We start from the raw sequence: 14,962 nt of genomic DNA, 5'->3' as shown, positions 1-14,962 counted from the left end.
AGGTGAGCGGCAGCCCGTGAACCTTGCCCGGCAAACGTTCGAAGTTGCCTGGCCATTCCCAGGCGTTGCCCGGGCCCGCCGTGGCCGGCGCAAGCCAAGGATCCGCGCGGCCATGCCAGCTTTTTTTCTTACAAATCCACCAGCGCACCGATAAACTGCGGCTTTGACCCTTTTTGCACAGTGGCTCGGATGGCAAACAACTTCAGCTCGGATGTGGCGCTTATCGGCCGGATCGAGGCCGTTCCCGGCATGCTCCGTGTGCTGTGCGATACCACTGGGTTGCGCTTTGCCGCCGTGGCGCGGGTGAGCGACAGCCATTGGACGGCCTGCGCAGTGCATGACCGCCTGGGCTTCGGCCTGGAACCCGGCGGGCAGCTGGAGTTGAGCAGCACCCTGTGCGACGAAATCCGCGGCAGCCACCGCACCATCGTGATCGACCACGCCAGCACCGACCCTCTTTACTGCAATCACCACACTCCACGCCAGTACAGCTTCGAGAGCTATATATCGGTGCCGCTGTTCTACCCCGACGGGCGCCTGTTCGGCACCGTGTGCGCCTTCGATCCGCTGCCGACGCAGCTTCGCAACAGCACCGCGACGACTATGGTGGAATCCTTCGCCCGCCTGCTGACGACCCTGATGGAGTCGCAGGATCACCAACAGCGTACTGAACAGGCCCTGCTACACGAACGGGAAGTGGCCGAGCTGCGCGAGCAGTTCATCGCGGTGCTCGGGCATGACCTGCGCAACCCGCTGTTCGCCATCGGCGCGGGGGCCGAACTGCTGCTGCGCCGCAGCCCGGATGAGCGCACCAAAGGTATCGTGGAACACATCCTGGCCAGCGGCCGACGGGCCTCTCGGCTGGTCGAAGATGTGCTGGACTTCGCCCGTGGACGCCTCGGTGGCGGTATCACCGTAAACCTCGAGCCCTGCCCGGACCTTCCACAGGCGCTGCGTCACGTGGTTGCTGAAATTCAGCGGGTCCACCCCCAGCGCACCTTGCAGCTGTTCCTCGGCGACTTGGACGGCGCCTGCTGCGACCGTGAGCGAGTCTCGCAACTGGTGTCGAACCTGGTGAGCAACGCCATCGTGCACGGCGCCAGGGATGGGGTGGTGACGATCACTGCCGAGCGCACTGCAACCGGGCTGTTGATCAGCGTGCACAACCTGGGGCCGGTGATCGAAGACGCTGTACTGGTCAAGCTGTTCCAGCCCTTCTCCCGGGGTCACGGTGAGCGCGCCGGCAGCGGCCTTGGGCTCGGCCTGTACATCGCGCAGCAGATCGCCGAGGCCCACGGCGGCCACTTGCAAGTCACCTCCAGTGTCGAGGCCGGCACGCTGTTCAGCTTTCACCTGCCGCAACCCCCGCGCGCCCCCGCGCTGGGGTGACGCACCCGCCATACCACGCCCACGCCTGGCCAGAATGCCTTCGGTCAGCCGTTTTTCGCGCCGATTAAAGCAGAGCAAGGTCTAGCCGATGGCTTGGCATACTCCCTTCGGGTCTTGGCAGGTACCTGCGATGTTCAACAAACAACAGAAAGCGGAATTGGCGGCACTGCGTGAAGAGCTCGCCTCGGTGCGGCAAGTCCGGGATACCCTGGACGCCGACATGATCGGTATGCGTCTGGACGCCAGCGGCCGCATCGAGCATGTGAACGCCAATTTCGAAAATGGAATGCTCTATCGCCGCCAGGATCTGATCGGCAAGCTCCTGGAAGACATCGTCCCGGAGCACGTCAAGCGTGACCCCTTCCACCTTCGCGTGCGCACCGCACTGGAGCGCGGTGAACCCTTCAGCGGCGCCCTGCGGCTGTTGCGCAAGGATGGCCGCGAGGCATGGCTTCGGGCCTTGATGCACCCAAGCAGGGATGCCAGCGGTGCGGTCGTCTATTTCGCCATCTATGCCAGCGACCTTACCCGCACCATAGAAACCTCCCGCGAGCAGGAGGGGGTGATCAAGGCCCTGTTGCGTTCGACGGCGGTGATCGAATTTGACCTGCAGGGCCATGTGCTGACCGCCAATGATCGCTTCTTGCAGGGCATGGGTTATCGCCTGGAGCAGATCAAAGGCAAGCACCATCGCCTGTTCTGCACCGCGGCTGAAGCCAGCTCACCGGAGTATCAAGGGTTTTGGGAAAAGCTACGGCGCGGTGAATACGTGGCCGCTCGCTTCGAGCGGGTTGACAGCCAGGGCCGCCCGGTGTGGCTGGAAGCGTCCTATAACCCGGTGCTGGACGCCAATGACCGGCTGGTCAAGATCATTAAATTCGCCACTGTGATCACCGAGCAGGTCAACCGCGAAAAGGCCGTGGCCGAAGCGGCGAACCTGGCCTACAGCACCTCGGTTCAAACCGACAGCAGCGCTCATCGCGGCGCCGATGTGGTTCAGCAAACCGTTGCAGTCATGCGCAACCTCGCCAAGCACATGGAGGAAGCCGCCGAAGGCATCGAAGCGCTGGACCAGCAAAGCCAGATCATCAGCACCATCATCAAGACCATCAGCGGCATCGCCGAGCAAACCAACCTGCTGGCGCTCAACGCCGCCATCGAGGCGGCGCGTGCCGGAGAACAAGGCCGCGGTTTTGCGGTGGTCGCCGATGAAGTGCGCCAGTTGGCCTCGCGCACTACCCAGGCCACGGCGGAGATCGCCGGCGTGGTGCAACAGAACCAGAAGCTCGCGTCGGACGCGGTCACTGTGATCGCGACCGGCAAGCAGCAGGCCCAGGATGGCCTGGACCTGGCAGGCCAGGCGGGCAGCGTGATCGTTGAGATCCAGGACGGCGCGCAGAAGGTAGTGAGCGCCGTAGGGCAGTTCGCCACGCAGTTGAGCCGCTAGCCCTGCCGGTAGGGCAGCGCCTGACGGGCCTCGCTGGCATAGCGGGCGATGCCCTCGCGCTCGCGCTCGAGAAATTCGCCGACGGCCGCGTGCAGCCCGGGGTGCAGGAGGTAGTGCCAGGAACGGGTAATCACCGGCTCGAAGCCTCGGATCAGCTTGTGCTCGCCTTGGGCGCCCGCGTCGAAGCGGGACAAACCCATGGCGATGGCCTGGTCCATGCCTTGATAGAAACAGGTCTCGAAGTGCAGGCGGTCGAACTCCGCCAGGCAGCCCCAATACCGGCCATACAACGTTTGGCCATCCACCAGGCAAAACGCCATGGCCACCGGCCGCCCCGCCTGGTGAGCGAACACCACGCGAATGGCCTCAGGCATGCGCTCGGCCAGCAGGCTGAAGAACGCACGCTCCAGGTAAGGCGCCTGCCCCCGTACTTCATAGGTGTTGGCGTAACAGGCGTAGACAAAATCCCAATGGGCTTCACCCAGCTCAAAGCCCTCCAGCCACTGGAATTCAAACCCTTGCGCGGCTACCTGTTCACGTTCCTTGCGCATCTGCTTGCGCTTGCGTGAGCTGAGGGTGTCGAGAAAATCCTGGAAGTCTCGGTAGCCGCGGTTATGCCAGTGATACTGGCAGCCCCAACGCTCCAGCCAACCCGGCTCTCGGGCCAGGTGGCGGTCCAGGCCGGCCTCGGTGAAGTTCACATGGGCGCTGGAATAGCCATGCGCCAACAAGTGCGCCGGCAGGCCACGTATCAGTGCCATGCCTTGGTCCAGGTCGTGGGCCAGCAACCGCGGCCCGCTCACCGGGCTGAAGGGCACCGCGCAGAGCAACTTGGGGTAATAGGGTAAGCCTGCGCGGCGGCAGGCGTCCGCCCAGCCGTGATCGAAGACGTATTCACCATAGGAATGGCTCTTCCGGTACGCCGGCAGCGCGGCACGCAGCTGGCCCTCCTCCCACAACAGCAGGTGCTCCGCGCGCCAACCGGTGCCGGGGCCAACGCTGCCGCTGTCCTCAAGGCTGCTCAGGAAGGCGTGACGCAGGAAGGGCTGCGCATCGCTGAGCAAGTGATCCCAGGCGGTGGCTGGCACCTCGGCCAGGCGGGTACAGATCTGCACGGTCATAAATCTCCCCCATCGCCGCAGTTGCCGCGAGTATCGCGTAAAAGCCAGCCCGATTCACCGCGGCCAGGCCCAACGGCATCCCAGGCAATAGCGGCCATTTGCCCACGAATGGCTTTGAAGCAGCGCGCTAGAGCGGTTGCTTCCGCTTCGCTTGTAACCAATCTGCCATCTGTTCGCCACGCACCTGTCATAACGCCTCGCAATACTTGCGCCAGTTTCGAAGACGGGGGTCGCCTTGGCGTAACCCCGCATCGATGTCCTTCTGGACCTGTCTTGGGGTGGCCACCATCCCGCCTTTTAACCTGGGAGTACTTTATGCGTCTTGTTTCAACACGAACCGGAGCGGGTATGTGCGCGGCTGTATTGTTGGCCACCACCGTACCAGCCCATGCTGGCGTGGACGAGAAGCTGCTAGACATGCTTCGCGCCAACGGTTCGATCAGCGCCAACCAGTATGCCGAGCTCAAGGGCGAACTCGTTAAGGAGCAAGAGGCGCAGCAGCAAGTCGCGGCGCAACAGGTCAAGAAGGAAGATCTCAACGCCTTCCAGCAGAAAGTCGCTTGGGCCTCCAAGACCCAGATCAAAGGTGACGTGCGCCTGCGTTACGAAAACCAGGACACCGAAGGCGCCGCCAGCAACAGCGGCAAGGAGCAGGATCGCCAACGCGTGCGGGCCCGCTTTGGCGTGTATAGCGAGATCAACCCGCAGGTGGATGCCGGCATCCGCTTGGCCACTGGCAGCAGCAACGACGCCCGCTCGACCAACGAAAACCTGGACAACTACTTCGTCAAGAAGAGTTCCTGGATCGACCTGGCCTACCTGGACTGGCACCCCACAGCCCTGCCGAACCTGCACCTGATCGGCGGCAAGATGGCCCAGCCGTGGGTCAGCATGGGCGACGTGATCTGGGACGGCGACATCAACCCCGAAGGCGCCACCGCCACCTACAAGCACGCCTTGGGCGGCAAGTCCGAGCTGTTCGGCAGCGTCGGCTATTACAACCTCAAGGACAACGTGGACGGGGAAGGCGTCGAATTCCGTCATGACCTGCGCATGTACGCCGGCCAGTTGGGCGGCCGCTTCGGCGTCACCGATAACCTGAAACTGACCGTGGGCGGCAGCGTGTATGGCTTCGATGGCGACGAGGACACCACCGCGTTGTCGATCAACGGCAACAGCGCCAACGAGCAGTTCAAGCTGTACGAGGGCTTCGCCCAGGTGGATATCAGCGGCCTGGCCATCCCGCTCGCGCTGTACGGCCAGTACGTGAAGAACGCCGACGCCTCCGACGACCACGATGTTGCCTGGCTGACGGGCGCCAAGACCAAGGTCTTCGACAAGTGGAGCCTGGATTACAACTATCGCGACGTGCAGCGTAACGCCGTGGTAGGCGCCTTCACCGACTCGGACTTCGGTGGCGGCTTCGCCGGTGCCCGCGGCCACAAGTTCAAGGTCAGCTACGACATCGACAAGAACTTCGCCCTTGGCGCTACCTACTTCATGGCTGAGTCCGACACCTACTTCGCGGCCAAGCGCGATGCCGATGTGGATACCTTGCAGGTGGATCTGGAAGCGAAGTTCTAACGCTAAGAGGCGGGGAAGAAGGCCCCTGCAAGAGCGCAAGAAGCCTGCGAACTGCAGTGCAAGGGTTCGCGGGCTTCGGCCCGCTCCTACAACAAGCGGGCGCCGCCCTTGTGAGAGCAGGCAGCGCCTGCGAAACGCTGTAAAAGGGTTCGCGGGCTTCGGCCCGCTCCTACAACAAGCGGGCGCCGCCCTTGTGGGAGCAGGCAGCGCCTGCGAAACGCTGTAAAAGGGTTCGCGGGCTTCGGCCCGCTCCTACAACAAGTGGGCACCGCCTTGTAGGAGCAGGCAGCGCCTGCGAAACGCTGTAAAGGGGTTCGCGGGCTTCGGCCCGCTCCTACAATCTAGGCACCGCCCTTGTGGGAGCAGGCAGCGCCTGCGAGCCGCTGTAAAAGGGTTCGCGGGCTTCGGCCCGCTCCTACAATCTAGGCACCGCCCTTGTGGGAGCAGGCAGCGCCTGCGAAACGCTGTAAAAGGTTCGCGGGCTTCGGCCCGCTCCGACAACAGGTGGGCACCGCCTTGTGGGAGCAGGCAGCGCCTGCGAAACGCTGTAAAAGGGTTCGCGGGCTTCGGCCCGCTCCTACAACAGGTGGGCGCCGCCCTTGTGGGAGCAGGTAGAGCCTGCAGACCGCTGTAAAAGGATTCGCGGGCTTTGGCCCGCTCCTACAACAGGTGGGCACCGCCTTGTGGGAGCAGGCAGCGCCTGCGAAACGCTGTAAAAGGGTTCGCGGGCTTTGGCTCGCTCCTACAACAGGTGGGCACCGCCTTGTGGGAGCAGGTAGAGCCTGCGGACCGCTGTAAAAGGGTTCGCGGGCTTTGGCCCGCTCCTACAACAAGCGGGCGCCGCCCTTGTGGGAGCAGGCAGCGCCTGCGGACCGCTGTAAAAGAGTTCGCGGGCTTCGGCCCGCTCCTACAACAGGTGGGCGCCGCCCTTGTGGGGGCAGGCAGCGCCTGCGAAACGCTGTAAAAGAGTTCGCGGGCTTCGGCCCGCTCCTACAACAAGCGGGCGCCGCCCTTGTGGGAGCAGGCAGCGCCTGCGGACCGCTGTAAAAGGGCTCGCGGGCTTCGGCCCGCTCCTACAACAGGTGGGCGCCGCCCTTGTGGGAGCAGGTAGAGCCTGAGAGCCGCTGTAAAGGGGTTCGCGGGCTTCGGCCCGCTCCTACAACAAGCGGGCACCGCCTTGTGGGAGCAGGCAGCGCCTGCGAACCGCGTTTCAGCGTTTGCGCAGGATCACGCTACCGATCGAATAACCCGCACCGAACGAGCTCAGCACGCCGAGCGCGCCGCTGGGCAAGTCGTCCTGGTATTTGTGCAAGGCGATCACCGAGCCGGCCGAACTGGTGTTGGCGTAGGTGTCGAGGATCACCGGTGCCTCTTCCGGCGTGGCGTCGCGGCCGAGCAGCTTCTTGACGATCAGGTGGTTCATGCTCAGGTTGGCCTGGTGCAACCAGAAGCGCGACACCTTCGACACTTCGATGTCGTTCTCTTCCAGGTGCTTGCCGATCAACTCGGCGACCATCGGGCACACCTCGCGGAACACCTTGCGACCTTCCTGCACGAACAGCTTGTCATCGCCGCCCACGCCCTCTTCCGCGGCGCGGTTGAGGAAGCCGAAGTTGTTGCGGATGTTGTTGGAGAACTGCGTCAGCAGCTTGGTGCTCAGCACTTCGAACTGGTACGGCGAGGTCGCCAGGTCGGCGCGCTCCACCAGCACCGCGGTGGCTGCATCGCCGAAGATGAAGTGGCTGTCACGGTCACGGAAATTCAGGTGGCCCGTGCAGATTTCCGGGTCCACCACCAGCACCGAGCGGGCCTGGCCGAGCTGCACGGCGTTGCAGGCGGCTTGAATACCGAAGGTCGCCGAGGAGCAGGCGACGTTCATGTCGAAGCCGAAGCCCTGGATGCCCAGCGCCTGTTGCACTTCGATGGCCACGGCCGGGTACGGGCGCTGCAGGTTCGAGCAGGCCACGATCACCGCGTCGACGTCCGCCGGCGTGCGGCCAGCGCGTTCGAGGGCCTGGCGAGCGGCAGCCACGGCCATCTCGCACAGGATCGATGGCTCGTCGTTGCTGCGCTCAGGCAGGCGCGGCACCATGCGCTGCGGGTCGAGGATGCCGGCCTTGTCCATTACGAAACGGCTTTTGATGCCCGAGGCTTTTTCGATGAAGGCCGCGTTGGATTCGCCCAGCGGCTCGAGCTCGCCCCGCGCGATTGCGTCGGCGTTGGCGGCATTGTGCTGGTGAACCCAGGTGTTGAATGATTCCACCAATTCGTCATTGGTGATGCTCTGGGCCGGGGTGAACAGCCCGGTACCACTGATAACGACGCTATGCACGCTCGTTCCTCTGAATGATGAGACGCCTTGGTCAGGCAATGACCGCCGATTTTGCCACATCTGGAACGAACGTGCCCGTTCGCTTCAGGCCTCGACCATCGCCCACTGCTTGGTCAGGCGCTTATCGGAAATCGGCGCGCGGGTCCCCAACTGCTGGGCGAACAACGACACGCGGTACTCCTCCAGCCACCAGCGATACAGCACCAGGTTCGGATCGCGCTTGCCTTCCTGGGCATGCTTGGCGGCGCGGGCCTGGTACTGCGCCCACAGCTGACCCAGCTCGCCGCTCCACACCCGATCCCGCTGTACCTGAGCGCCGATCTTATCCAGGCGCAGTTCGATGGCCTTCAGGTAACGCGGCAGCTCCTTGAGCCATTGCGCAGGGGTCTCGCGCACAAACCCAGGATAGACCAGCGCCGCCAGCTGCTGCTTGATGTCATTGAGGGCCACCGCCTGAGCCAGGTCGATCCGGCCCTTGAAGCGCTTCTGCAAGCCATGCCACAGGGTGAGGATCTCCAGCACCAGCCGGGCCAGGCGCTCGGCGTGCTCGGCCCAGCTCCCGCGCTTGCGCTCGGCCAGGCTGGCCAGGCCGGCGCCGTCCCGCGGCAGGCTGGCCTCGCCGTCCAGCACGCAGCTGTCGAGGCTGGCCAGGAGGATGTCCTCCACCAACGCTTCGATACGGCCCAGGTCCCGGTACAACAGGCCCATCTGGGTCTGCCCGGGCAGCTTGCCGCGCAGGAACCGCGCCGGCTCGGCCAGTTGCTGCAGCAACAGCCGTTGCAGGGCACGCCGATGCTGGTGTTCGGCCTCGGCGGCAGTGGCGAAACGGCCCTCGCGCACCTCGCCCTGTTCTTCCACCAATGCCGGGTACACGGTCAATTGCAAGCCGGCAACGCTGTGCCGCGCGGTTTCGGCCACAGCGGCGAAGGCCTTGGGCTGCACCGGCGTCGGCTCGCGCGCCGCGCCAGGCATGGCCAGTGCGGCCTGCCCGGCTTCGGCGAAGCGCGCGTTCAGGGCATCGAGGTCGCGCCCTTCGCCGAGGAACTTGCCCGCGGCGTCGACCACTTCCAGGTTCATCCGCAAGTGCCCTTCCAGCTGGTGCTCGGCGTCGGCCCAGTCCTGTTCGCTGACGCGGGCCCCGGTCATGCGGGTCAGCTCCGCGCCCAACGCTTGAACCAGGTTGCCCTGGCCGAAAACCATGCGGGCAAGCGCGGCTTTGATGAAATCTGGCACCGGCACGAAGTTCTTTCGCACCGCCTTGGGCAGGTTGCGCACCAGGGCGATACAGCGGGCTTCGATCAACCCCGGCACCAGCCAGGCCAGCCGCTCGGCGGGCAGCGTCGACAACAGCGGCGCCGGCACGCGCAGGGTCACGCCGTCGCGCGGGTTCCCCGGCTCGAAGTGGTAGCTGAGCGGCAGGCTGAGGTCCCCCAGCTTGAGCGTGTCTGGGTACATCGCCGCCGTCACCTCGTTGGCGTCGCGGGCGAGCACGTCTTCTTCGCGCATGATCAGCAGGTTGAGGTCTTTCTGGCTGTGGGTGCGATACCAGCTGTCGAAGGTCGCGGTCTGGTGGATGTTCTCGGGCAGCCGTGCTTCATAGAAGCTGTAGAGGGTTTCTTCGTCGGCGAGGATGTCGCGCCGACGCGCCTTGGCTTCCAGTTCATCCAGGCGTTCGAGCAGCGCCCGGTTGGCCGTCAGGCAACGCGCCTTGGATTGAATCTCGCCGCGCACCAGCGCTTCGCGAATGAACAGCTCGCGCGAAGCCACAGGGTCGATAGGGCCAAAGTGCACCGGGCGGCGGCCGACGATGATCAGCCCATAAAGGGTCAGTTGCTCGAAGGCCACCACTTGGCCGCGCTTTTTCTCCCAGTGCGGCTCGAAGTGGTTGCGCTTGATCAGGTGCTCGGCCAACGGCTCCAGCCACTGCGCGTCGATGCGGGCCACCACCCGTGCGTAGAGCTTGGTGGTTTCTACCAGCTCGGCAGCCATCAACCATTGCGGCCGCTTGCGCCCGATACCGCTGGAGGGATGCACCCAGAACCGCCGCTGGCGCGCGCCGAGGTAGTCCCCCTCTTCGGTTTTTTGCCCCACCTGGCTCAACAGCCCGGAGAGGATCGCCCGGTGCAACCGGGCATAGTCCGCCGGCTCTGGATTCACCGGCAACTGCAACTCACGGCAGATCAGCGAAAGCTGGCGGTGGGCGTCGCGCCACTCGCGCAGGCGCAGGTAATTGAGGAAGTGCTTGCGGCACCAGTTGCGCAGCGGGTTGGACCCCAGCGCCTGGCGCTGCTCCTCGAAGCCGTTCCACAGGTTGACCAGTGCGGTGAAGTCCGAATCCACGTCCTTCCACTGCGCGTGCGCCTGGTCGGCCGCCTGCTGGCGCTCCGGCGGCCGCTCGCGGGGATCCTGCACGGACAACGCACTGGCCACGATCAGCACCTCGGCCAGGCTGCCTTGCTGGGCGCCTTCGAGGAGCATGCGGCCCAGGCGCGGGTCCACCGGCAAGCGCGCCAGTTGCCGGCCCAGCGGGGTGAGCTGATTCTCACGGCTGACCGCCCGCAGCTCTTGCAGCAGGTTGAAGCCGTCGCTCACTGCCTTGCCGTCTGGCGGCTCGATGAAGGGGAAGGCGTCGATGGCGCCCAGGCGCAGGTGCAGCATCTGCAGGATCACCGCGGCCAGGTTGGTGCGCAGGATCTCCGGGTCGGTGAAAGCCGGCCGGGCGTTGAAGTCTTCTTCGCTGTACAGGCGTACGCACAGGCCCGGCTCGACCCGGCCGCAACGCCCCTTGCGCTGGTTGGCGCTGGCCTGGGACACCGCTTCGATCGGCAGCCGCTGCACCTTGGCGCGATAGCTGTAGCGGCTGATGCGCGCGGTGCCGCTGTCGATCACATAACGGATGCCGGGCACGGTCAGGGACGTTTCCGCCACGTTGGTGGCCAGCACCACGCGCCGCCCAGGGTGCGACTGGAAAATCCGCTGCTGCTCGGCCGGCGAAAGCCGCGCATACAGCGGCAAGATTTCCGTATGGCGCAACTGAGCCTTGCGCAGGTAGTCCGCGGCATCGCGAATCTCCCGCTCGCCGGGCAGGAATACCAACACGTCACCGGGGGTCTTACGCTCGCGGCGCTCCAGTTCGGCGAACTCTTCAAGGCTGGCGAGGATGCCTTGGTCGATGCTGAGGTCTTCCTCGACCGCGTTGCCATCTTCGTCCTGCTCTCCCACCAGCGGCCGATACCACACGTCCACCGGGAAGGTGCGCCCCGACACCTCGATCACCGGCGCGCCGTCGAAGTGCTTGGAGAAGCGTTCCAGGTCGATGGTCGCCGAGGTGATGATGACTTTCAGGTCCGGGCGGCGCGGCAGCAGGGTTTTCAGGTAACCCAGGAGGAAGTCGATGTTCAGGCTGCGCTCGTGGGCTTCGTCGACGATGATGGTGTCGTAGCGCTCGAGGAAACGGTCATGCTGGGTCTCGGCCAGCAGGATGCCGTCGGTCATCAGCTTGATCAGGCTCTGCGGGCCGGTCTGGTCCTCGAAGCGCACCTGATAACCCACCAAGGCACCCAGCGGCGTGGCGAGCTCTTCCGCTACCCGGGTGGCAACGCTGCGGGCAGCGATCCGGCGCGGCTGGGTGTGGGCGATGAGGCCGGCCTGGCCGCGGCCCAGCTCAAGGCAGATCTTCGGCAACTGGGTGGTCTTGCCCGAACCGGTCTCCCCGGCGATAACGACGACCTGATGCTCGGCGACCAGCTTTTTGATCTCGTCGCGCTTGGCGGCGATCGGCAGTTGATCGTCGTAGCGAATGCTCGGCACGCTCGCTCGCCGTGCCTGCACCACCGCGCACGACGCCTCGTAGCGTTCCAGCCAGCGCGCCAGCTTGGCGTCGTCCGGCGCTTTACGCAGTTCGTGCAACTGCCGACGCAGCCGATGGCGGTCGGCGGTCTGGGCGAGGTCAAGGTTGCGCAGCAGGGTGTCGAGGGAAGGCGTCGGTTCGGTCATCAGTCAGGCCCGGGCGGGCACGGCAAGAAAAGTGCGGAGGATTGTCGCAGATTTACCCGACTTTCGCGCGGCAGCCTCAAGGCAATGTTTAGCCAACGCGCAACCGAAGTTCTTCTAATCCCCATTGAACGAACGAAAGTGGCCATGGGAGCATCCCGGCATGATTTCGCCCGTGCGCAGCTCCCGCCACACCGCCGGCCCTTCGTTCACGAAGCGTGGCGGCCATCCCGGCGAAAACCCGCTGTTCAACATCATCCTCGCTTTCTGGGCCCTGTGGCATTGCCGCCACGCCCGCCCGCCAGACGCCCTCGCCCCTCGACCCCGCTAATTCGTGCCCTCCTCGGCACGGCCCTGTGATCGTGCGCCCCGGCGGCGCGAGCGAGTGACCATGTTTGCCACTGAGCAAGAAGCCCGGTTGTTCCTGGAACAAAACCCGGATATCGAACTGTTCGAGCTGTTTATCCTCGATGCCAATGGCGTCCCCCGCGGCAAGCTGCTGCATCGCGAGGAACTGCTGGCGACCTACGCCAGCGGCCGCCCGCTGCCCAGCACAATGCTGGGCCTGACCCTCAACGGCGACGACGTGGAAAATTCCGGCCTGGTGTGGGAGGTCGGCGACATCGACTGCCGTGCCTATCCCCTGCCCGGCAGCCTGGTGCGCCTGCCCTGGCGGCAAGTGCCTACCGCCGCGGTACAGGTGAGTTTGCACCCTGAGCAGGGAATGCCGGCCACGGTCGCCGACCCTCGCCATGTGCTGGCCCAAGTGATCGAACGGCTGCACGCCGACGGCTATTACCCGGTGATGGCCTGTGAAGTGGAGTTTTACTTGCTGGACCCGCGCCGCGACGCGTTCGGGCGGCCACAACCGGCGCTGGACGCCGATGGCGGCCGCCCGCGCAGTACCCAGGTGTATGGGTTGCGGGAACTGGAGCAAATCGAGCCGTTCCTGGCCGACCTCTATGCCGCTTGCAAGGCCCAAGGCATTCCGGCGCGCACGGCAATTTCCGAATACGCCCCCGGGCAGGTGGAAATCACCCTCGAACACGGCCCGGCGCTCGAGGCGATGGACCAGGCCGTGCGCTACAAACGGCTGGTCAAGGGCGTGGCGCACCGGCATGGCATGCAGGCCTGCTTCATGGCCAAGCCGTTCGACCATCTGGCCGGCACCGGCATGCACATGCACGTAAGCCTCACGGACGCCACCGGCCATAACCTCTACGCCAGCGAGGACAAGGCGGGTACGCCGCTGTTGCGCCACTCCCTGGGCGGCATGCTCGAACACCTGCTCGCCAGCCTGCTGCTGTTTTGCCCCAACGCCAACTCGTACCGCCGCTTCCAGGCCAACAGCTATGCCCCGCTGGCACCTACCTGGGGTGTGGACAACCGCACCGTTAGCCTGCGTGTGCCCGGCGGCCCGGCGCCTACCCGGCATATCGAGCACCGCATCTGCGGCGCCGACGCCAACCCTTACCTGGCGGCCGCAGCGATACTCGCAGCGATCCACGACGGCGTGCGCCGCTCGCTGGACCCCGGCGCCCCCGTGCAAGGCAATGGCTATGCCCAGGCGACTTCGCTGCTCCCCACCGACTGGCTCAGCGCACTCAACGCTATGAGCGCGTCGGCCTGGGCCTGGGAGGCGTTCGGCGAAGGGTTCATGCAGGTGTACATGGCGGTGAAACGTGCCGAATACCGGCAATTCATGGCGCAGGTGAGTGAACAAGACTGGCGCTGGTACTTGACCCAGGCTTGAGCCTGCATTTGGAGATTCAGCAATGACGGCTCGAAGCCCTTCGTATTACACCGCGACCATCGCCCAGGAAAGCGCCTACCCCCGTTGCCAGGGGGAACATCACGTGGACATCGCCATCATCGGTGGAGGCTTCACCGGGGTCGCCACCGCGGTCGAGCTGGCCGAACGCGGGTTTCGCGTGGCCATCGTGGAGCAGCACAAGATCGGCTGGGGCGCCAGTGGCCGCAATGGCGGCCAGGTGACCGGCAGCCTGTCTGGCGACGAGGCCATGCGCAAGCAGATGCGCCTGCGCCTGGGCGATGAGGTGGACGACTTTATCTGGGCCCTGCGCTGGCGCGGGCACGCCATCATCGAAGAACGCGTGCAGCGCTATGGCATTGCCTGCGACCTCAAGCATGGCCACCTGCATGCGGCGATGAAGCCCGCGCACATGGCCGAACTCCGCGCCAGCCTACAAGAGGCCGAACGCCGTGGCATGGGCGCCCAGGTGACGTTGCTCGATCAGGCCGGCGTGCGCGACCACCTGCAGAGCGACCTGTACATAGGCGCATTGAAGAACACCCGCAACCTGCACCTGCACCCGTTGAACCTGTGCCTGGGCGAGGCCCACGCCGCACAAAGCCTGGGCGCCCTGGTGTTCGAACACAGCGAGGTACTGGAAATCATCCACGGCGCGAGCCCTGCGGTAGTCACCCGTAATGGCCGCATCAATGCCAGCCAAGTGATACTCGCCGGCGACGTGTATCACAAACTGGAACCCGCCCAACTGGCCGGTAAGATCTTCCCGGCAATGGGCGGTATCGTCACCACCGAGCCCCTGGGCGAACTGGCGCGGGAGCTGAACCCCCAGGACCTTGCCGTCTATGACTGCCGGTTCGTGCTCGACTATTACCGCTTCACCGCCGATGGCCGTCTGCTGTTCGGCGGTGGCGCCAATTACTCTGGCCGGGATTCGCGGGACATCGCCGGCGAGCTGCGCCCGTGCATCGAGCGCACCTTCCCGCGGCTCAAAGGCGTGAAGATCGATTTCCAGTGGAGCTGCGCCATGGGCATCGTGATCAACCGCATTCCCCAGGTGGGCAAGCTGTCCGAGAACGTCTGGTATTGCCAGGGCTACTCCGGCCATGGCATCGCCACCAGCCACATCATGGGCGAGATCATGGCCGAGGCTGTAAGCGGTACGTTGGAGCGGTTCGATACCTTCGCCGGTTGCCGCCACGTTCGGGTGCCGGCGGGCAGGCTGCTGGGTAACCCGCTGCTGGCGGCGGGCATGTGGTATTACCAGATGCTGGAAAGGTTGCGCTGAAGGGCGTGGAGGTGGGGCAGATCCGGGGTTCATCCAA

The 14,962-nt window shown here is 65.0% G+C and carries 8 protein-coding genes; 5 read left to right on the top strand and 3 right to left on the bottom strand.

What is annotated here, in order from left to right:
• Positions 1-189 precede the first annotated feature (189 nt).
• Positions 190-1,389: a GAF domain-containing sensor histidine kinase gene (locus tag OGL93_RS12270; protein ID WP_263262915.1), complete on the top strand. Its 1,200-nt coding sequence runs from the start codon at positions 190-192 to the stop codon at positions 1,387-1,389.
• 130 nt (positions 1,390-1,519) lie between these two features.
• On the top strand, positions 1,520-2,836 hold the full coding sequence (locus tag OGL93_RS12265) for a methyl-accepting chemotaxis protein (protein ID WP_263262914.1): 1,317 nt from the start codon (positions 1,520-1,522) through the stop codon (positions 2,834-2,836).
• On the opposite strand, the gene OGL93_RS12260 is transcribed toward OGL93_RS12265, so the two are convergent.
• The gene (locus tag OGL93_RS12260; protein ID WP_263262913.1) at positions 2,833-3,957 is read right to left on the bottom strand and encodes a GNAT family N-acetyltransferase; all 1,125 of its coding nucleotides are present in this window, start codon (positions 3,955-3,957) and stop codon (positions 2,833-2,835) included. The two genes, OGL93_RS12265 and OGL93_RS12260, sit on opposite strands and share 4 nt — an antisense overlap.
• Before the next feature lie 315 nt (positions 3,958-4,272).
• On the opposite strand from OGL93_RS12260, the gene OGL93_RS12255 reads away from it, so the two are divergent.
• Positions 4,273-5,541 carry a putative porin gene (locus tag OGL93_RS12255; protein ID WP_263262912.1) on the top strand — a complete coding sequence of 423 codons (1,269 nt, stop codon included), beginning with the start codon at positions 4,273-4,275 and terminating at the stop codon, positions 5,539-5,541.
• A 1,210-nt stretch (positions 5,542-6,751) separates the two neighbouring features.
• Here OGL93_RS12255 and OGL93_RS12250 read toward each other — a convergent pair.
• Entirely contained in the window at positions 6,752-7,873 is a 1,122-nt protein-coding gene (locus tag OGL93_RS12250) for a beta-ketoacyl-ACP synthase III (RefSeq protein WP_263262911.1), read from the bottom strand.
• Between the two features lie 84 nt (positions 7,874-7,957).
• The gene (gene hrpA / locus OGL93_RS12245) at positions 7,958-11,869 is read right to left on the bottom strand and encodes an ATP-dependent RNA helicase HrpA (RefSeq protein ID WP_263262910.1); all 3,912 of its coding nucleotides are present in this window, start codon (positions 11,867-11,869) and stop codon (positions 7,958-7,960) included.
• A 388-nt stretch (positions 11,870-12,257) separates the two neighbouring features.
• On the opposite strand from hrpA, the gene OGL93_RS12240 reads away from it, so the two are divergent.
• Together OGL93_RS12240 and OGL93_RS12235 are read left to right on the top strand one after the other, a co-directional pair.
• A complete protein-coding gene (locus OGL93_RS12240; protein ID WP_263262909.1) occupies positions 12,258-13,619 on the top strand; it encodes a glutamine synthetase family protein in 1,362 nt (453 codons plus the stop codon).
• 22 nt (positions 13,620-13,641) lie between these two features.
• Positions 13,642-14,925 (top strand): FAD-binding oxidoreductase, encoded by a 1,284-nt coding sequence (locus OGL93_RS12235; protein ID WP_263262908.1) that lies wholly within the window; start codon positions 13,642-13,644, stop codon positions 14,923-14,925.
• Positions 14,926-14,962 lie beyond the last annotated feature (37 nt).

Origin of the sequence: Pseudomonas sp. RIT-PI-S (genome assembly GCF_025642975.1) — a bacterium.
In the GTDB taxonomy this organism is placed as follows: Bacteria; Pseudomonadota; Gammaproteobacteria; order Pseudomonadales; family Pseudomonadaceae; genus Aquipseudomonas.
The sequence above is the reverse complement of the archived record's forward strand: the minus strand, read 5'-3'. Positions and strand labels throughout refer to the sequence as shown.

Bases quoted from the DNA above. Each gene is read 5' to 3' on its own strand.
- OGL93_RS12270 (WP_263262915.1), top strand. From the start codon at position 190: ATGGCAAACAACTTCAGCTCGGATGTGGCGCTTATCGGCCGGATCGAG.
- OGL93_RS12265 (WP_263262914.1), top strand. From the start codon at position 1,520: ATGTTCAACAAACAACAGAAAGCGGAATTGGCGGCACTGCGTGAAGAG.
- OGL93_RS12260 (WP_263262913.1), bottom strand. From the start codon at position 3,957: ATGACCGTGCAGATCTGTACCCGCCTGGCCGAGGTGCCAGCCACCGCC.
- OGL93_RS12255 (WP_263262912.1), top strand. From the start codon at position 4,273: ATGCGTCTTGTTTCAACACGAACCGGAGCGGGTATGTGCGCGGCTGTA.
- hrpA (WP_263262910.1), bottom strand. From the start codon at position 11,869: ATGACCGAACCGACGCCTTCCCTCGACACCCTGCTGCGCAACCTTGAC.
- OGL93_RS12240 (WP_263262909.1), top strand. From the start codon at position 12,258: ATGTTTGCCACTGAGCAAGAAGCCCGGTTGTTCCTGGAACAAAACCCG.
- OGL93_RS12235 (WP_263262908.1), top strand. From the start codon at position 13,642: ATGACGGCTCGAAGCCCTTCGTATTACACCGCGACCATCGCCCAGGAA.